General features: G+C 65.6%; 13 protein-coding genes. All 13 read right to left on the bottom strand.

The window, feature by feature from the left end:
* Nucleotides 1–1,902: Fe(3+)-hydroxamate ABC transporter permease FhuB (gene fhuB / locus ACUSIJ_RS21640; protein WP_449310498.1), on the bottom strand; the 1,902-nt coding region annotated here is incomplete at its 3' end.
* Entirely contained in the window at nucleotides 1,886–2,809 is a 924-nt protein-coding gene (locus tag ACUSIJ_RS21635; protein WP_449310497.1) for an ABC transporter substrate-binding protein, read from the bottom strand. The genes ACUSIJ_RS21635 and fhuB, both read right to left, overlap by 17 nt.
* A gap of 51 nt (nucleotides 2,810–2,860) precedes the next feature.
* On the bottom strand, nucleotides 2,861–5,347 hold the full coding sequence (locus ACUSIJ_RS21630; protein WP_449310496.1) for a TonB-dependent siderophore receptor: 2,487 nt from the start codon (nucleotides 5,345–5,347) through the stop codon (nucleotides 2,861–2,863).
* Between the two features lie 98 nt (nucleotides 5,348–5,445).
* Nucleotides 5,446–6,447, bottom strand: coding sequence for a FecR family protein (locus ACUSIJ_RS21625; protein WP_449310495.1), 1,002 nt, complete (start codon nucleotides 6,445–6,447; stop codon nucleotides 5,446–5,448).
* A gap of 166 nt (nucleotides 6,448–6,613) precedes the next feature.
* Nucleotides 6,614–7,129, bottom strand: a complete 516-nt coding sequence (locus ACUSIJ_RS21620) for an RNA polymerase sigma factor (protein ID WP_449310494.1) — start codon at nucleotides 7,127–7,129, stop codon at nucleotides 6,614–6,616.
* A 383-nt stretch (nucleotides 7,130–7,512) separates the two neighbouring features.
* A complete protein-coding gene (locus ACUSIJ_RS21615; protein WP_449310493.1) occupies nucleotides 7,513–9,891 on the bottom strand; it encodes an AI-2E family transporter in 2,379 nt (792 codons plus the stop codon).
* 113 nt (nucleotides 9,892–10,004) lie between these two features.
* The gene (gene pdeM, locus ACUSIJ_RS21610) at nucleotides 10,005–10,658 is read right to left on the bottom strand and encodes a ligase-associated DNA damage response endonuclease PdeM (protein WP_449310492.1); all 654 of its coding nucleotides are present in this window, start codon (nucleotides 10,656–10,658) and stop codon (nucleotides 10,005–10,007) included.
* Nucleotides 10,651–13,092 (bottom strand): ligase-associated DNA damage response DEXH box helicase, encoded by a 2,442-nt coding sequence (locus ACUSIJ_RS21605; protein WP_449310491.1) that lies wholly within the window; start codon nucleotides 13,090–13,092, stop codon nucleotides 10,651–10,653. The genes pdeM and ACUSIJ_RS21605 overlap by 8 nt, the downstream gene beginning before the upstream one ends.
* Nucleotides 13,089–14,690, bottom strand: a complete 1,602-nt coding sequence (locus ACUSIJ_RS21600) for an ATP-dependent DNA ligase (RefSeq protein ID WP_449310490.1) — start codon at nucleotides 14,688–14,690, stop codon at nucleotides 13,089–13,091. Before ACUSIJ_RS21600 ends, ACUSIJ_RS21605 begins: the two co-directional genes overlap by 4 nt.
* A complete protein-coding gene (locus tag ACUSIJ_RS21595) occupies nucleotides 14,687–15,679 on the bottom strand; it encodes a ligase-associated DNA damage response exonuclease (RefSeq protein WP_449310489.1) in 993 nt (330 codons plus the stop codon). The genes ACUSIJ_RS21600 and ACUSIJ_RS21595 overlap by 4 nt, the downstream gene beginning before the upstream one ends.
* A 59-nt stretch (nucleotides 15,680–15,738) precedes the next feature.
* On the bottom strand, nucleotides 15,739–16,968 hold the full coding sequence (locus ACUSIJ_RS21590) for an NAD(P)/FAD-dependent oxidoreductase (protein WP_449310488.1): 1,230 nt from the start codon (nucleotides 16,966–16,968) through the stop codon (nucleotides 15,739–15,741).
* Nucleotides 16,955–18,517 carry a UdgX family uracil-DNA binding protein gene (locus ACUSIJ_RS21585; RefSeq protein WP_449310487.1) on the bottom strand — a complete coding sequence of 521 codons (1,563 nt, stop codon included), beginning with the start codon at nucleotides 18,515–18,517 and terminating at the stop codon, nucleotides 16,955–16,957. Before ACUSIJ_RS21585 ends, ACUSIJ_RS21590 begins: the two co-directional genes overlap by 14 nt.
* The gene (locus ACUSIJ_RS21580; RefSeq protein WP_449310504.1) at nucleotides 18,514–19,737 is read right to left on the bottom strand and encodes a putative DNA modification/repair radical SAM protein; all 1,224 of its coding nucleotides are present in this window, start codon (nucleotides 19,735–19,737) and stop codon (nucleotides 18,514–18,516) included. The genes ACUSIJ_RS21585 and ACUSIJ_RS21580 overlap by 4 nt, the downstream gene beginning before the upstream one ends.
* Between the last annotated feature and the right edge of the window lie 25 nt (nucleotides 19,738–19,762).

Below are 19,762 nucleotides of genomic sequence, written 5' to 3'. Positions count from 1 at the left end.
GACCATGATCAGCGCGCCGAGAACGGCCGAGCCGGCAAGCTGCGGCAGCGCCAGACGAAAGCCCGCCATCCGCGCCATGTGCGGAGCCATCAGCCCGACGAAGGAGAGCGGGCCGACGATCAGCGTGGCCGCGCCGGTGAGGATTGCCGTTGCGATCAGTATCGCGAGCCGGCTGCGGGCGACATCCACGCCCAGCTCCCGCGCCGTCGTCTCCCCGAGCGGCAGGATATCGAGCCATCGAGCGGCGAGCGGCATGGCAGGCAGCAGCATGGCTGTGACGGCGCATGCGACGATCGCATCACGCCCCGTCGTCCGATAGGTCGATCCGGCCATCCACGACAAAAGCATGGACATTCGTGGGTCGCCCGACGCCAGCAGCATCGCGACCAGCGCTCCGAACACGGTCGTCAACGCCACCCCTGCCAGCAGCATCCGCTCCGGAGAGAACGATGCCTTGCGTCCCAGGCTCAGCATGATCGCGAGTGCCGCAAACGCTCCGGTGGCGGCTCCACCGGTCTGCATGGCGCGGTCCGGCGTGTCCGCGGCGAAAGCCAGCACGATCACGCCGAGCGAGGCTCCGGCGCTGATGCCCAGGACTTCCGGGCTCGCCATGGCGTTGCCCGTCAGCCGCTGCATCAGAGTGCCCGCGACCGCGAGCATCGCGCCGGCCGAAGCCGCGGCGGCGAGCCTCGGCAAGCGTAGGGGCAGGAGTGCGTCGAGCTCGGAACCGGACAGCCAGCGCCACCCACCGGAACTCTGGCCGACCGTCAGGGCGAGATAGGCGACGAGCGCCAGCGCGAGCGCGCCTGACCCGATCACCGGCCATGGAGCCGCCAGCCTCGGCACCGAGGCGCTGGCCGTTGAAGGCGACATGCCGGCTGCCGAGCGCAATCTTGGCAGCATCCAGAGCAGCAGGGGCGCGCCGATGAACGCCGTGACGATGCCGGTCGGCCATTCCCGGGACGGCGAGCTTACGGCCTGGACGCCCTGATCGGCACAGCAGAGCAGCGCCGCGCCGAAGAGCGGAGCCCAGATGGCCCGCTGCCCGAGACGGCGGGCGCCGGCGAGCCGCGTGAGTGCGGGGGCCGCAAGGCCGACGAAGCCGATCATTCCGACTGCGCTGACGACGAAGGCCGAGAGCGTGACGGCCAGAAGCAGGGCCACGACTCGGAACAGGCCTAGCGAAAGACCAAGGCTGCGGGCGCCGCCATCACCGAGCGCGAGCAAGCCGAGCGGGCGCAGAAGCAGCGCCGCGATTATGGCCCCGAGGAGGAAGCGCGGCAGCAGGTAGGATACGCCGCTCCAGTCGTTCTGCGTCAGCGAGCCGGAGCCCCACAGGAAGACGCTCGTCAGTGCCTCCCTGTGGAACAGCGTCAGGACGGCCGTGACCGTCCCGCAGAAAAGCCCCACGACGAGCCCGGCCAGGATGAGGGCGAGCGGAGAAAATCTCTGGCCAGCCGCGAGAGCGAAGACGAGGAGCAACGCCGCGCCCGCGCCCGCAAAAGCAACCGCTTCCGGCGACCATTCCACGAGGGCCGGCCACCACAAGGTGGCGAACGTCATGGCGAGATACGCTCCGGATGATACCCCCAGCGTCGCCGGTTCCGCGAGCGGATTGCGCAGAACCTGCTGGAAGACGACCCCGGCGAGAGCCAGCATCGCGCCCGCGAGCAGGCTGACGACGAGGCGCGGCAGATAGCTGTAGTGGAAGATGACCTGACGGATGTTCAATGGATCCGGTGACCAGATCGCCTGCCACCACGCGCCGTCGGGTAAGAGAACCCGAATGCCGTGAACCGTCATCACGGTTGCAACAGCTGCCAGACTGCCAATCACGAGTGGCAGGGCGATGGAGGCGGCAGGCACATCGCTCGTCCGGCATGGTTCAACCCCGACGGCCAAGGCGCGCCTCCATGGCCGGCACGAAGGCCCTCGCGAACCGCTCGACCGAAGGCAGGCCACCGAACATCCAGTTCGCCGGCACCGAGGAAAGCCGACCCTCCCGCACGAACGGGAGCGCACCCCAGAGCGGTCCGGCCGTCGTTCGGAGAGGCATGTCGCCTATGTGGACGAACCGGGTGGCTTCATAAGCTGCGAGAGTTTCCATACCGACGTCGATCGAACCCCAGTTGTTCCCGGCCTCGGTGACGATATTGCGGATGCCGAGCCGTGCGAGAGCTCCACTCAGCAGACTTCGATCAGTGTAGAGTCTCACCCGCCGGTCGGTCAGGAACGTGAACAGGCAAAACGTCGCCCCGACGAAATTCGCCAGGCGGATTCTCGAGGATTCCAGCAAGGCATCGACGCGCCCTATATAGCTATCGGCCGATGAGCGTCGGCCGATAGCGTCCCCCACCTGCCGCGTCGCGTCCTGGGCATTCGCAAAGAAGGATCTGGCGCCCGGAGTGTAGATGGGGATGGCGGACTTCCTCGTGATGTCCGCGATCGCGTCGGGAAGTTCGCCGAACTCTGGGCAATAAAGGATCTGGTCCGGCCGGAGCTCCGCAAGCAGCTCGATGTTCGGCTCGGCTCGCGTCCCCAATTCCATCGTGTCCGGCGGAAGCACGGGCTCGATGACGAAACGGCGATAAAAGCTCCGGTTCGAGATCGCCAGCGGAGCCACGCCCAGGGCAAGCATCGTTTGCGTGAGCGCGGCATCCAGCGACACGACGCGAAGCGGCGACGCATGGGCGCGAAAGGCCCAAAGCGACGTCGTCAGGCACGCTGCGCTCGTCAGGAAGCCGCGCCGTGAGGATTGCCCGATCAGGGGCACGATCGAACGGTCGCGCGAGCCAATGACCCGCTCCATCACCCACCCTCTCTTACTGCCCATCCTCTCCAAGACAGCTTCCTTCGCCTCTCAGAATGTCGATCGCAGCGAGAACGTCACGCTGCGCGGAGTACCAAACTGGTTGAACCAATTGGTCCATCCGACACGCTCATAGTATCTATTGTCGAAGATGTTGTTGACTGTCAGCGTAGCTTTGACATTCTCGCTGAATTGATAGCCAATCTGCGCATCGAAAACAGCATAACCGCCTTGCTTTATGATCGGCGCGCTGTCGCTGCGCATGTCACTTGCCAGCCGAGCCCCGCCGCCGATGCTCCATCCGGAAAGCATCGGGTTCTGGAAGTTATAGCTGGTCCAGAGCTTGAACAGCTGTTCCGGTTGGCGAGGGTCATAACGCTGCCCCTGGAGAACAGGGTCGCGGCTATATTCAGAGCGGGCATAGGAGTATCCGGCATATATGTTCCAGCCCGGCGTCAGCTCGCCGCTGATTTCCGCCTCAAGGCCGTTCGTGGTCACTTCGCCAGACGCAGTATAATATCCTGGATTTGCGGCATCGGCCAACGCCCGATTCGTGTCTTTAATGTTAAAGACGGCGAAAGATGCATTTAATTTTCCATCAAAGAATTGTCCCTTCACGCCAGCTTCCAGCTGTCTGCCTTGCTCCGGCGAAAGTGCGGACCCATCAGATGCGAGCAGCGACTGAGGAAGAAAAATGTCGGAATAGCTGGCATACACCGAAATGTCCCGTGTCAGGTCATAAACGATGCCCGCATATGGCGAGAACCTGCTGCTGACCTTCGACGTCGTAGACCAGGGCTTTTTGACTGGCAGATATTGCCTCGTTTCCGCCTCGTAATTCGAAAGACGGCCGCCAAGCACGAGGGTCAAGGGATCCAGTACCTTTATCCGGGACTGCCCATAGACACCATACTGCACCGTTCGCGTGTCGGTGCCGTTTGTCACAACCAACCCGGGATCTGCAGGGCTTGGACCGTAGATATACCAGTCCGGAAGTACCGTGAATGGCGAGGATCCGACGTGATTCAAACCATAGCTATAGTTCGCTCCAAAGACGAATTGGTGAGTGCGGCCAAGAAAATCAATCGGTCCGCCCAAATGAACATCGGCGATGTTTACATCATATCGCTGATCCATCGTTTGCGTCGCTAGACTCGCTGTGTTCTTGATCGGGTCCAGCGCACTGTACACATAGGCCTGATTGCCGGTTACCTCGGTGTCTCTGTGGAGGAAACTGCCCCTGAGCACCCACCCGTTGTCGAACCGATGCTTGATATCTGCATAGCCTTCGGTCGACGGGTATTGTGAAATCCCCCAGCTCGCCCCCGGAAAGACGCTTCTGCTGATGTTGAGAAAGCGACCGTCGGGATAGGTTCCCCAACCATATAAGGGGATCGACCGGCTCTCCTGATGCGCCCCGGAAAGCGTCAGAGTTGTATTGGGCCCAAGGTCCGCCTCTACGATCCCATAGCCCATGAAACGCTGACTGAATGCAGTATTGTAGAAGTAATGCTGGTCAGTTCCCGCCAGGATGGCTCGCCCCCGGATCGCCCCGGACGGCACAAGAGGGCCGGTAACATCCACATATCCGTGGTAGTTGTTCCATGAGCCGACGTCGATACCACCGCCGATCTTGAATATGTCGAGCGGCCGACGTCGAACGAGGTTAACGACGCCCCCGATCTCGCCAACACCGTTGAAAAGTGCCGCAGGCCCGCGCAGAACTTCTATACGATCATACATTGCAAGATCGAATTGCGGCATCCCTCGGATACCGGTCGTCGCGGACATGCCCTCGTACTGAGTGCCAAGGCCGAAACTCCGCGAAGAGTAGTGTCCGCTCAGATTGCCACTGTATGGCAGCGCGACGACGCCTGTCGTCTGCTTCAGCGCGTCCTGAAGGGTGGTCATATTCTGATCATCCATGCGCTGGCGGGTGACCACGGAGACGGAGTTGGGAACTTCGCGGACATTCACCGGCAGCTTGCCGGCCACCGTGACCATACTGCTGGTGTACGACCCCGTGCCATCCGTGTTGGCTGAACCGACTTGCCCCTCGACCGTGATGGTATCCAGCACCAGTGAGCCGTCCGCATCGACCGCCCCTCCGGCATCTGAGACCTCGGAAGCATCAACCAATGCGGCGCTTGTCGGGCCCGTGAACCGGATACGCACGTTCGTCCCGGCCAGCATCGTCTGGAGCGCCTCGCGAGGCGACATGGTGCCGTAGACTGCGCGTGTCGTCGTCGACCGTGCGATCCGCGAGGAATAGCCGATCTGCCATCCCGTGGCGCGGCTGAATGCATCAACCGCCGACGAGAGCGACTGCGCCGCAATCGAGAAGCGAACGGCCTGATCGGCATTCGTCTGCCGGGTTTGCGCGCGTACAGCCGGGGGAGACACAAGCACGCTACAACCCAGGATCGTCGACCCGAGCAGGGCAATCGCCAGACGCTGCTTTGCCGTGACCTTATTGCGAGCGATCGAGCCCCTGCGACTGCCCGTCATCCCCCGTTCTTCCATCTGCGCAAACCCCATGATCCGGTTTCGAGGACTGCCGGCGCTCCGTGCGCAAACTCCGCCCTCACCAATGAAGACGTCGACGGGATGGGGCCGTCACAAAAAAAGTCCGGAACTTAACGGAGGATCAGGATGCCGCCTGGAAGGCGGGTCACGGAGGCGCCGACCGAGGCCGCCAGAGTCCGGATCGCGGCCTCCGGATCGTCGATGCGATAGTTGCCGCTGACCGTGCGGTCCGCAAAACCGTCCGTCACGACCATCACGGAGCCCCGGTAATAGCGCCGCAGATCCGAAAGCGCGTTTCGGAACGGCCTGTCATGGAACACGATCCTGCCTTCCCGCCATGCAAGTGACCGTGACGGATCGGCTTCACGGACGGCGGAGAGCCCCGCGGCCGTGGCGACGATCATCTGCCCGGGCGCAAGCACGGCGAATTCGGCTCCCTGCCCGGTGCCGCTGACCTCGACGCTGCCGCGTTCGAGCAGCACGACATCCTCGGCGCTATCGGTGCGGACGCCGAAGGCCGTGCCCTTGACCTCGACTTCCGAGAAATGGGCGGCGACCGCGAAGGGCCGGGCTTCGTCATGCCGGACGTCAAAGAACGCCTCACCGTTGAGAAGTGTGACGCGCCGCCGGCTGCCCCCGAAATCGATCGCGATGGCGGACGCGGTGTTCAGCATGACGCTCGAACCGTCGGGAAGCTGGATCGTCTCGCGTTCGCCGGTTGCTGTCAGGTAGTCCGATTGCAGATGCAGCACCAGTGCTGGATACTGATGCCATGCGACGACGATCAGCAGGACCGCTGCGATCGCGGAAACAGCCGGAACCCATCGCCGATGATGTCGGGGTGGCACAGGATAATCGGTGCGCACGCCAAGCCGCTCGGCGTCCATCAGGGTGGCCTTGCGCAGCACTGGCATGGCGTGCATGCGGGCGAGCCTCTCGAAGGCCTCTACACGTCGCGGATCGCCCCGCTGCCAATTCTCGAATTCGGCGATCGTCCCGGCATCCGTGTCTTCCTGCAGACGCATGAACCAGTCGAGCGCCTCGTCCGTCACCGGATCGGGGTGCCGATAGCCGCCGCCCTCTTTGGGGTCCTCTCTCCGCTCGTGTCCCACTCAGGCCATCCGCACGTCGTTTGATCGGACGCTCTCAATAATGAGACGTTTGAGGGACCGCACCGTCACAAGAATCCTCTTTTCGGCGCCCGGGACGGCCGCTTGAGCAAGTCCGGATGTCGGTTCAGGGACGTTGCATTGATCCGCGTTCCCGGCGGTGGGGGCATCAGCCCCGCTCCAGGCGGGCGAGCGCATCGTGGCAATGCCCCATGACCAGTTTGATATCGTTATAGACGGTATTGCGGGAAACGCCCAGATGTTCGGCTATCTGTGCATATGTCCAGCCATCGACCTGCGAGAGTGCCCATGCCGTGCGTGCTCTTACGGGCAGGCCCTGCAACGCTTCGTCGAGCAGGCGTTGCCGTTCCCGCTCGATCAGGTCCTCTTCGGCCGAAGGCGCATCCAGCACCACCTGCTCGATTGCCTCCCGGGCAACGCCCAACTCCTCATATTTTTCCCGGACCTTGCGATGGCGCTGATGGTCGAGTGCCAGATTGCGGGCCGTCTGATAGAGAAAGCCCTCAAGATGATCGATTGGTCTGGTCTCAAGGGCGTTACGCGCCCTCAGATAGGTTTCTTGCGCAAGATCCTCGGCCGTCTGCGGATCACGTACAATCCGCATAACGCTCCACAACAGCGATCGCCGGTGCATGGCAAATATGGCATTCAGCGCGGTGGGCACGGTTATCGCTTCCCGGGCGGACACAGGGCGATTGGGGAAAGGAAACCGACAGACGCCGAGCCACCTGTCGGAACCCCGACTGGCTTCGATGCCTCAGGCTGTGTTTTCGCCGTTTGTCGCCGTACCAGGTTTGCCAAGCACCCGCATCCACACGTCTCGAAATCTGACCCCGGAGGCGATTCCAGGCCGTCAAAATCAAAGTAGTCTTCGACGAAAAATCTTTCAACAACAATGATTTAGAATAGATACAAAGTCCCGCGCATGGCACGGTAATGACGAGAGCTTCGCATTATTTTGCCGCTGAATGCCGCCCGCGGGCCGAAAATGCCCGCCGCTCCAAGCGTGCCCCGCATTGGGTAATCTGTCCGGCGGGTTCCGTTTCCTCACTCGGGAACGGCCTGTCCCAGGATTGCCGAGTGCCTGTCCTTTTCACCGTGCGGCGCGCGTTCGGCGGCGTCTTCACCCGTGATGAGAGAGACGGCGTCCGCGGCCATCGTGTCGAGCAAGGACAATTCCTCGTCGTTCAGCTTGCGGGGCTCCGTGTCCAGCAGGCATAGCGCCCCCAGCACCATGCCGTTCGCGGTTGTCAGGGGCGCACCCGCATAGAAGCGCGTGCGCCAGAGCCGGATCGCGGGGTGGTCGGCGAAGCGGGGATCGCGTTCGGTATCATTGATGACCAGTATCTCGCCGGAGGCGACGACATGATCGCAGATCGCGTCTTCGCGGCGCATGGTAATCATATCGGTGCCGTCCCGCGTCAGTTGGCCGGGCAGTTCCATGCTCTGCCCGATGATGAATTCGCGATCTGCAGAGATAGCCGAGATCACTGCGAATTTCACGTCGAACACTTCCGTCGCCCGTCTGGCCAGCGCATCGAGATCCTCGCGTGCGCGGCCATCGAGGACCTCCGTCGCCGCCAGAGCCGCGACCCGCGCGGCGTCGTTTTCGGGGGCGTCGGCGATCCGGGCTGCAAGCGCCTCGGTGGGGAGGAGCAGACGATGGATGCGCTGCACCGCTTCGTCGACCGAGACAGCAACTTCATCGGCGCCAAGCGCCTGCACCTGCGCCGGTGCAAGCAGCGCGCCGGGCGCGTTCCAGAGCGCCAGAACGATTTTCGTGCCTGGCCAGCGGTGACGCAGGCGGCGGCAAAAGGTTCGGATGGAGGACTCCGGATTGTCGCTGAAATAGCTGAGACAGACGATTTCGATGCCGTCGAGATCCAGCTTGTCGATGTAGCGGGCGGTGACGATCCCCTCGCGGCGCGGGACAGAGGGTATGCCCTCCAGCATGAGTGCATGAACCAGCATTTCGCCGGCCACGCTGTCGATCTCCCATTTGCCGCCGATACAGGCCACCCGGGGCGGCGTGGTGGGATCAAGCATTGCAGGATGTTGCGCGCGCAGGTCATCGAGAAGCACATCCATGCCGTTCGCGACGCGCAGACGATGCTCGGCGCGCGCATTGTTCATGTAGTCCTCGCTGACTCGCCGCAAGACCTCGATTCCGTGGTTGTTATAGAATTCGGTGACACTGCCGTCGCCGATCGCTTCCTCGACGATTTCGATGGCCTCATCGGCGTCATCGGCGATGAGGCGCTGATAGATCCGCGCCGGTATGTCCAGGGCCGGCGTGGAGCCGAGCAACGTGTCGAGGAACTGCAGCTGCGGCAGGTTCCGCCCGATGACCAGCAGGCAGACCGTGAGCGGCGTCGAAAGGATCAGCCCGACCGGCCCCCAGAGCGCCGTCCAGAAGGTTGCGGCCGCGATCAGCGAGATCGCCGACAGGCCCGTGCTGGTGCCGTAGAGCAGAGGCTCGACGATGTTGTTGCTGACCACTTCCAGAACGACGATCAGCACGACCGTCCAGATCACCATGTCCCAGCCCGGATCGACGGCGAAGGCCAGTGAGATCGGGATGATCGCCGACAGCAGCGGCCCGACATACGGGATGAAGCGCATCAGCGCGGCAAGGGTGCCCCAGAGGATCCAGCCGGGCACGCCGATGAACCACAGCCCTATGGCCATCGGGATTCCGTAGGAGACATTCACGACCAGCTGCATGAGGAGATATTTCGATATCCTCCGGCCCGCCTCTTCCATCGCATCGGTCGAGCGGTGAAGGTTCCCGCCCATGAGCCGGATCAGCCGGTCGCGCAGGTCGCCGCGATCGAGCAGCGCCAGGAAGACGAACACCGTGACAATGCCTGCGGTCGCCAGTGGCGCAAGCGCGGGGACAAGCCAGGCAATGGCCGTTTCGAAGGGGGACGTCGGGGGCGGCACGACCTCCACACGCTGCATGGGCACCGTTTCGTCCGCGCTCTTGACGGCGGCGCTGACCTCGGTCTGGACCGTCTGGACCGTTTGCAGGGCACCGTCGAGGATGCCGGGAGCCTTCATCTGTACGCTCAGTTCGTCGATCTTCGAGCGGATGGTCGACTGATAGGTGGGCAGCTGCGCGCTCAGGATCCGGAGCTGGGAACCGATCAGGACACCGAGCGCCGCCAGCAGAATACCGACAGTCAGCATCACGGTGATGATGGACAGCAGCCGCGGCAGGCCAATGCGATTGAGCCAGGTCACGAGCGGGCTCAGTGTGAAACTGATGAGAAAGGCGATGGCGAGCGGGATCAGGACGTCCTGCCCGATGTAGAGCCCGGCGAGGACAATGGAGCCGACGATGAGCCACGCGGCAAGCCTGACGATATCGGCTTGCTCGCCCGGGCCGGGCGCATCAGGGGTGGAGGGGAGGAGATCTTGCGCCATCGCATTGCCTGAAAAGGGAATCCAACTGCGCAATAACGTCCGCGGGATCGATTGGTTCCAGTCCGGAATGTCAGATCTTTCACGCCCTCGGAGCCGGCCGTTTGCCGGATAAGTCAGAGGCTGTGTCCGGCAGGCATGCTGAGCAGATGGCCGTTCACACAGGCGACGCGTCTGGCAAGTGGATCGGCGGGGGTGCCGCCGGTGAAGGCGGAAAATGCCGGCAGCACAATCTGGCTCGATCCGATGACGAAAGCGGGAAAGCGGCCCGGCAGGCGGGGCAGGCGCACGACCGGATGCAGATGGCCGCAAATCCGCAGCAATCCCGCCGGCGCATGCCGTGCCGGCTGATGGGCCAACAGGAACGGCCCATCCTCGATCTCGTCAGGATGACAGGCGATGTCGAGGCCGGCATTCGGCGCGGCCCCGTCGTGATTGCCGGTGACGAGCCGGATATCGAGCGACGCATGCTGTTGGCGGAAGGCGCGCCAATGCTCGCGCCATGAGCCGGCCATGCGGGCGCCGTGCAAGAGGTCACCGAGAATCCAGAGCCGTTCTGCCCCAAGCCGCCGTATCAGCGCGTCGAGGCGGGCAAGGTCATGGGCGCTGCCGCCGGTCGGCACCGGGATGCCCGCGGCGCGCAGGCTGTCTCCCTTGCCCAGGTGCAGGTCGGCGATCAGCAGGCTGTTTCTTGCTGGCCAGTAGAGGGCCCGGTCGGCATGAAGGTCGAGCCTTTCCCCGGCGATATCGATGGGCAGCACGTCATGCATGGCGGCGCTCCAGCCGTTCGGCGGCCCGGCGCACGCGGGTCGTCCAGTCCTCGGTGCTGAGCTGGCCGCGGATCGCCTCGGTCCATAGCGGGAATGACAGCGGCGTGAGTGTCTTCGGCCGTTCCAGGTCGATGCGGCGGGCACGGCAGCGGTCGAGGGTGGCCGCGAGCCCGCGCACGTCGAGCTGAGCCTCCAGCACTTCGCGTTCGGCCTGCGCCAGCAGCAGGTGTCCGGGATCGTGGCGCTTCAGCACGTCGAACAGCAGTCCGCTCGACGCCTGCAACTGCCGCACGGTGCGGGCGGCGTGGCCGGGAAGGGAGGGCGGCAGCAGGCCGGCGACGCGCGCCACGTCGCGGAACTGGCGACGCGCCAGCTCGCCCATGTTCATGCTGTCGCGCAGGTCGGCGAGGAGATCCCCCTCGGCAAGCAGCGCGGCGAGCCCTTTGGGGTCGATGTCCGTTTCGGCCTCGGCCTTCAGCACCAGGCCGTAATCGTTGACGGCATAGGAAAAGCTGTTCGGCCCGCGCCTTGCCCAGCGCAACGCCAGCAGGGCAGCGAGCCCTTCGTGCATGGCGCGGCCGGCGAACGGGTAGAGGAAGAGATGCCAACCCTCGCGCGTGCGCAGAAACTCGGCAAGCAGCGTGGAGGGGGTCGGCAGGGCCGACAGGCTCGCGTGCAGGTCCAGCAGCGGGCCCAGCCGCCGCATTTCGGCGCTGTCGCGCGGCCCGGCCAGGATCGCTTCCACTTCCTCGCCGAGCTCGCTCGACAACGGCATGCGTCCGCCCTGCCAGTGTGGCACACTGGCATCGCGCCGCCGGGTGACGCGCACGTAGGCCGTCATCGCTTCCAGGCGCACGAACTCCAGCGTCCGGCCGGCGAACTGGAACCGGTCTCCCGGACGCAGGCGGCTGATGAAGCTCTCCTCGATCGTCCCGAGCTTTCCGCCGCGCAGATATTGCACCTGCACCGCGCCGTCGGACGTGATCGTGCCCACCGACAGCCGATGGCGCCGGGCGATGTGCGGATCGAGGACGCGGAAATGCCCTTCCGCGTCCCGCTCGACCCGACGAAAATCCGGGTAGTTCTCGAGTGCCGCCCCGCCGCGCACGATGAAGTCGAGCACCGCCTGCCATTGCTCGGGCGACAAGGCGGCAAAGGCATGGGTGCCGCGCACTTCGGCATAGAGGGAGTCCGCCGTGAAGCCGCCACCGAGCGCCAGCGTGACGCAATGCTGGGCCAGCACGTCGAGAGACAACAGGGGCGGCGCGCGCGCCTCGATGCGCCCGGCGGCGAGCGCGCGCCTGACGGCGGCGTATTCCGCCAGTTCCAGCGCATGCGTGGGGATGCAGATGATATGCCCGCTCTCGCCCGGGCGGTGGCGGGCGCGGCCGGCCCGTTGCAGCAGCCGCGCCATGCCCTTCGGACTGCCCAGCTGCAGGACCTGATCGACGGCCGGGAAATCGACGCCGAGATCGAGACTGGATGTCGCCACCACGCAGCGGATGCTGCCGTCGCGCAGGCCCTGCTCGGCGGCGGCGCGCAATTGTGGGTCGAGGGAGCCATGGTGGAGGGCGAGTGTCGACGGATCGTCGAGCCACACGGATTCCAACGCCCTGTGCCACAGCTCCGCCTGGGCGCGGGTGTTGGTGAAGAAGAGGGTTGTGCGCGCGGCTTTCAGAGTTTCCAGCACGCGGCCGATCTGCGACAGGCCGAGATGTCCGGCCCAGGGAAAGCGCTCCCCCGGTTCGGGCAGCAGGGTTTCGAGTTTCAGCGGGCGCGGGCGGGCTGAGCGCACGATGGGGGCATCCGGGCGATGCGGCAGCAGCACATCGCGCGCTTCCTCCAGATTGCCGAGCGTCGCCGACAGGCCCCAGATGCGCGCCTGCGGGGCCAGCGCGCGCAGCCGGGCGAGGCAGAGCTGGAGCAGCACGCCGCGCTTGTTGCCGAGCAGCTCATGCCATTCGTCCACGACGATGCCGTCGAGACCGGACATCCGCTCGCCCATATCCGCATAGGACAGCAGCAACGCCAGCGATTCAGGCGTGGTGACGAGCACCTCGGCCGCTCCTTGCCGCGCAAGGCGGCGGTCGCGGGCCGAGGCATCGCCGGTGCGCAGCGCCACCGTCCACGGCAGGCCGAGCGCTGCGATGGGCTCGCGTAAAGCGCGCACCGTGTCTGCGGCCAGCGCGCGCAGCGGCGTCACCCACAGCAGCCGCAGGCGCCGGCCGCGTGGGGAAGCGCTGCCGGCCAGCGCTTCGAGCAGCATGCCGCCGAATGCCGCGAGCGTCTTGCCGCTGCCTGTCGGCGTCACCAGCAGGCCGGACTCGCCGGCAATCCAGTGCTTCCACACCGAGCGCTGGAACGGTGCCGGCTTCCAGCCGAGGCTGTCGAACCACGCGGCAAGGGGAGCATCGAAGCGGCGGGGCGGCGTCACCGTGTCAGCGCCTTCAACGTGTCCAGCCGGTCGGCCTCGCGGGCGGGCTTGTCCCTGCGCCAGCGCAGGATGCGCGGAAACCGCACTGCGACGCCGGATTTGTGCCGCTTCGACAGGTTCACGGCCTCGAAGGCCAGTTCGAATACCTGTTCCGCCGCAACCGAGCGCACCGGGCCGAAGCGTTCAAGGGTATGCCGGCGGATCCAGCCGTCGAGTTCGAGGATCTCGGCGTCCGACAACCCGGAATAGGCCTTGGCGACGGGTACCAGCGCATCGCCATCCCAGACGCCGAAGGTATAGTCGGTGTGGAGCGTGCTGCGCCGGCCGTGGCCCGCCTGCGCGTAGATCAACACTGCATCGATCGTCAGCGGATCGACCTTCCACTTCCACCAGTCCCCCCGCCGCCGGCCGTGCTGATAGGTGGAGGAGCGGCGCTTCAGCATCAGCCCCTCCACGCCGCGCGCGCGGGCCTCGTCACGCAAGGTCGCGGCGTGGGTCCAGTCGCGTGCTGCCACTTCGGGAGAGAGGGCGATGCGCTGGTTATCGAGCGCGTCGAGCAGCGCGACGACCTTAGCACGCCGGTCCGTCAGCGAATGTCCACGCAGATCCTTCCCGCCCAGCTCCAGCAGATCGTAGGCCAGCAGCCGTGCCGGCGTTTCGCTGAGCGTGCGCGCGCCCGGTTTCAGCCGCTGGATGCGGGTTTGGAGCGCCGCGAAGGGCAGCGGCGCATCGCCTTCCGTCCACACAAGCAGTTCGCCGTCGATGACCGCGTCTTCGGGCAGGGCGCGCGCCGCCGCCTCGATCTCCGGGAAGCGGCCGTCCAGCCGCTCCTCCCCGCGCGACCACAGGACGATATCGCCGTTGCGGCGGATGAGCTGCAGGCGGATGCCGTCCCATTTCCATTCCAGCAACCAGTCCTCGATGGCGCCCAGCGCCTCGGCGGGCTGTTCGAGCGGCGAGGCGAGGAAGAACGGATAGGGCGAGGCAGTATCGCCCGGCCGCGCTTCCGGCGACAGCAGATCGGCAAGGAACGCCGCGGACGGCGTCCACTGGCCCAGCATCCGCTGGGCGATCAGTGCGATCTCCACGCCCGACAGCTCAGTCAGCGCCTGCTGCACCAGGCCGCGTGACACGCCGACACGCAGGGCGCCGGTCAGCAGCTTGTTGAACAGGAAGCGTTCGGCGAAGGGCAGGGTGCGCCATGCTATTTCCACCACGGCACGCCGCTCGCTTTCCGGCGCGTTGGCGACGGGCAGCAGCCGCATTTCGATCCAGTCCGCGAGCGAGATTTCATCGGTGCCGTGAGGCGGGTCGTCGAGCAGCAGCGCCAGTGTTTCGGCGAGGTCGCCCACCTGATCGTAGCTCGCGTCGACCAGCCAGTCGGGTGTCCCGCTCACCTCTGCGATCCAGGTGCGAAGCTCACCGCTGCCGGCGAGCCGGGCGCGCGCGCCGCCGATCTTGTTGCCGGCCAGAAGCCACAGCGCCCAAACAGCATCGCGTGGCGGCGCCTCGCGAAAGTAGGCGACCAGGGCCGCGCGCTTGTCGAGCGTGGCCGTGCTGCGGTCGAGGCGCTGGAACAGGGCTGCGAAGCGCTTCAATTCTCCTCGCCTCCGAATTCGGTGTGGAAGGCGCCGGCGTCCACGCCTGCCTCGCGCAGCGCGCGCACCAGGGCGTGGGTGTCGCCGTGGGTAGCGATCACGCGGCGCGCACCGGTCTCGCGCACGCTCCGCAGCAGATCGGGCCAGTCGGCATGGTCCGATATCACGAAGCCGCGGTCGTAGTTGCGGCGGCGGCGGTTGCCGCGAATGCGCATCCAGCCCGAGGCGAAGCCCTGCTGGGCGCGCCGGAACCGCCGCAGCCACGGCGAGCCGCCAGCCGATGGCGGCGCCAGCACCAGACGGCCGGCAAAGCTCTCACCCTTTTCCGCGTCGACCACGCGCCGGGTTTCGGCGAGCGTGATGCCCGCCCGCCGATAGATGTCGACGCCCGGGTCCATGGCGCCGTGCAGCCACACTGGCTGATCGTCCTGTATGGCGAGCTCCGCCAGCAACCGCTGCGCCTTGCCCAGGGCATAGCAGTAGAGAATGGCTGCCTCTCCGTTGGCCGCGCATTCGCTGCGCCAATCCAGAATCTCGCGCACCACCCCGGCCGTTTCAGGCCAGCGATAGACCGGCAGCCCGAAGGTCGCCTCGGTGATGAAGACATCGCAGGGCACCGCCTCGAAGGGAGCGCAGGTCGGGTCGGGCTGGCGCTTGTAGTCCCCGGCCGCCACCCAGATTTCACTATGCGCCTCGATCCGCACCTGTGCCGAGCCGAGCACATGACCTGCCGGATGCAGCGACACGCGGGCGGAACCCAGCGTGAACACCTCGCCGTAGGCATGGGGGTGATAGGCTTGGTCCCCAAGCCGCCAGAGAAGGATCGGCAAGCCGGGTGTTGCGACATGGTATTCGCCCATGCCGGCGCGCGCATGGTCGCTGTGGCCATGGGTGATCACCGCGCGTGCCACCGGGCGCCAGGGGTCGATGTGGAAGTCGCCGGCCGGGCAGTAGAGGCCCTCGGGGCGAAGCTGGACAAGGTCGGTCATGCTTGATGACTACTCCGGCGCGGTCATGGTCCTGAACACGTTGAAAGAATTGTTGCATATCATCGGTAGCGGAAGATCTCCGCATCCGGGTCCGGCTTGCCGGCGATTGCCGCGGCCACGATCTGCGCGGCGATCATTGAAAAGGTGATGCCGTTGCCGCCGAAGCCCATCACAGCGAAGATGCGCTCATGTCCGGGAACGCGATCGACGATCGGCAGGCCGTCGTCGGTGACGCTGAAGGGAGCGGACCAGATGTAAGCGGGCTTCCCGATACGAATGCCCGTCAGCTCCGCGAGCTTGCCGGTAATGACTTTTGCCTTGCGTGCGAGTTTCTCCGGGTCCGAATTGGTGTCGTTCGCCTCTTCATCCTCTCCGCCGGCGATGATGCGGCCCGCTTCTTCTGTGCGGAAATAGAGATAAGGTTCGGATGCTTCCCATACGATGGTGTCCTTCAGCCAATTGGGAAGCCCCTTGAGCGGCTTCGAGGCCAGCGCCCAGGTCGAGGTGACATGATGCGATTTCGTGTTCATTTGCGGCAGATACTCGTAGCCCGTGCAGAAGACCGCATGCTCCGCCACGATCACCTCGCCGGCGCGGGTGGCGAGCGCCACGCCGCCCGGCAACTCGGCCATGTCGGCGATCTCGACCGGCGAGACGAGCTGCGCCTTGCGTGACAGCACGGCGTGCAGCAGTCCCGCCGTCAGCTGTGCAGGATTGGCAGAGGCGGAATCGTATGACAGGATGGCCGCGGAGCGGTCCATCCCGAACCGGGCCGTCAACTCGGCACGTTTGAGATAGTCCGCGCGGATGCCTATTTCGGAGCGCGCCTTGGCTTCGGCGGCGAGCGCGCGGGCTCCCATGTCGTCGCCCGCGAGGTAGATCGCGGGTTTGGCGCGCATCTGGCAGTCGAGTTTCAGCTTCTTCGCCAGAACCAGCAGATCGTTCACCGCCGCAACGGAGCGGCGCCAGGCGGCATCGGCGTGATCCGTGCCGATCTGCCGGCGCAGGCGGGTCAGCGGCACGTCGATCTCATGCTGGATCATCGCCGTCGATGCCGGAGTGGACCCGCGGACCGCCGGGCGACGGTCAAGGATCAGCACGGATTGACCCGCCCGCGTCAGCGCCTCGGCAACAAGCGCGCCGCTGATGCCAGCGCCCACGACAACAGCGTCGAAACGCTCTTTTCCGAGGCGCGGCTCGGCCTTCACCGCTGAATTCGGGGTCTTCACCCAGAAAGGGGTGCCGGTGCGCAGATCGTCCTCGCGGGTGGCGGCGTCAGCGTTGTGCATGAGTCCTGTCTTCCGTTGTCAGGTCTGCTGTCGGGAAACGGCGGGAAGCGTCCGGCTGCCGCCGCGGGTTTTCCTCAAACGCGGCAGTTTCGTTGTGGTTCCAGTCGTATCCGCGTGGCAGGCTGGCAAGTTCCGCTGCCATCCGGCGCAGATCCGCTACCAGCTCGCCGTGCGCCGCGAGCCGGCGTTCCTCATCCCGAACCCGCAGGATATGGGCCGGGTGCCAGGTGATCAGTACCGGCCCGCCATACAGCCCGGTCTCGATATGCCCTCGCCGGGATGAGAGAGGGCTCCCGTCAGCGGTGAGCGCGAACGCCGCCGAGGCGCCAAGTGCGACAGCGATCCGGGGCCGGATCAAACCAAGCTCCAACCCCAGCCACCAGCGGCAATGCGTGATTTCGCCCCGGTTCGGGTTCTGGTGCAGGCGCTGCTTGCCTCGGGGCATGAACTTGAAGTGCTTGACGGCATTGGTGAGCCATGTGCTCGCCGGATCGAGGCCGGCTTCCGTCATCGCTACGCGCAGAAGCCGGCCTGCCGGGCCCACGAAGGGGCGGCCTTCCAGATCCTCGCGGTCGCCGGGTTGTTCCCCGACGATCATGGCTTGAGCGTCGGGCCGCCCTTCTCCCCACACGGTTTGCGTGGCGGCCTCGCACAGGCTGCAGCGTCGGCATTGCAGCGCGGCCGCGCGCGCCTCCTCCAGCGTTCGGGGCCGTTCGGGCGCTTGCGGCAGGGTCGCGCGATAGCGGTTGGAGACCGTCGCCGCACCCGCGCGCGGCCGGCTTGCGCCGGCTTCACGCATCCGGGCGACGCGGGCCCCGGCATCTGCGAGCATCTGCGGGATCAGCCGGGTTTCCGGCAGGTTTTTCCAGTACTTTTTCGGCATTTCCGCGCGCATCGCATCGAGTTTGATGCGCGCCGGGTTGAAGATATTGGCGAAATAGGTTGCCCATAACGTCTGTGAGGCGTCCTCGGGCAGATCGGGGCGCGTGCTGCCGGGGCTGAATGTGAGGCGGCCGGCCTCGAACCGCGCCGTCAGTCGGGGCGTTGCGATCAGCCAGTCCATGTCGGCGAAGCGCCGGGCGAAGAAGGCGCTGCCCGGCTCCAGCGTATTGTGTTCGGGCTCGAACCAGGCCGCGAAGCTGCGGCGGGCACCGGCGGAGGGCAATTCGCGAAAGCGCACGAAAGCGTGCATCTTGTGGATGTCGCGCCCCACGGCCTTCGACATGAGGGAGAGCCTGCGCCCGAGCGGGTCTGCCTGCGAGAGCGGGTTGCCCTCGTTCCGGTCGAGACGCCAGAGCGCCTGATAGAGGGCCGCGAAGCGCTCGGGCGCGGAATGCCAGATCACGGAGCCAGCCAGCTTCAGGAAGGCTTGCGGCACGCGAACCTCATGCGCTCCAGCATGATCGGGCAGCGGGGCTGCGGCGAAGAGGCCGTCCGCGCCGTTCCAGTCGATCGCATCGGGCGCGATCCGGTGGCTGATCGCGCGCCGCGCCGCCTCGCGCCAGGCCTTGAGAGTGTCGTGCTCGGGCAAGGTAACGCTGTAGCTCACAGCAGACTCAGTTGCTGGGGTGGGGATACGAACCGGGTCCGCAGATCGGCGCTGTCGGTCAGGCCGCGCGGTGTCCAGCCCGGCAGGCTGATGAAGGGACGCGCCTTCTTCATGAGCGCCCCCATGCGGGCCAGATCCTCGAACCGGAGCGAGCGGTCGCGGCGCGCCGCGATAATCCGGTCCACGGTGCGCACGCCGAAACCCGGCACCCGCAGGAGCATCTCGCGGGAGGCGCGGTTCACGTCCAGCGGAAACAGCCCGCGATGCTGCAGGGCCCAGGCGAGCTTGGGATCGATATCGAGGTCGAGATGACCCTTGCGCGCGCCGGTCGCGATCTCCTCGGCGCTGAAACCGTAGAAACGCAGCAGCCAGTCCGCCTGATAGAGCCGGTGCTCGCGCATCAGGGGCGGCTTGATCAGCGGCAGGGCCGATGAGGCGTCGGGAATCGGACTGAAAGCCGAGTAATAGACCCGCCGCAGTTTGTAGCCGGTATAGAGCCGTGTCGCGCTCGACAGGATGGTCATGTCATCGGCGCCGTCGGCACCGATGATCATCTGGGTGCTCTGTCCGGCCGGGGCGAAGCGCTCCGGCTTGCGGCCGGTGTGGGTTTTGTCCTTCGCCGCCTCGCCCTCGAGCCGCACCTGCGCCATGGCGGCGCGGATGGTCTCGGGACGCTTTTCAGGCGCGAACCTGCGCACGCTCCCATCCAGCGGCAGCTCGACGTTGATGGAGAGCCGGTCGGCCCACAGCCCCGCCTCGCGGATCAGCTCCGGCGCGGCATCGGGAATGGTTTTAAGATGGATGTAGCCCTTGAAGCCGTGCTCCTCGCGCAGCGTGCGGGCGATGCGGACCATATCGCCCATGGTCTGGTCGGGCGAGCGGATGATGCCCGAGGAGAGGAACAGGCCCTCGATATAGTTGCGGCGGTAGAACTCCAGCATCAGCGACACCACCTCCGCAACCGAGAAACGCGCCCGCTCGACATTGCTGCTGACCCGGTTGATGCAATAGGCGCAGTCGAAGATGCAGAAATTGGTCATCAGGATCTTCAGAAGCGAGATGCAGCGCCCGTCCGGCGTATAGGCATGACAGATCCCGCTGCCGCCGGAGGATCCAACACCTCCTTGCCTCGAATCCCGTTTCTCGCCTCCGCTGGAGGCGCAGGAGGCATCGTATTTCGCCGCGTCCGACAGGATGGCAAGCTTGCGTTGAAGGGTCATCGGAGCCATGGACGAAATCTAGTTG

Source organism: Pseudochelatococcus sp. B33, assembly GCF_053570585.1.
This window is presented reverse-complemented; position numbering and strand designations above follow the sequence as displayed.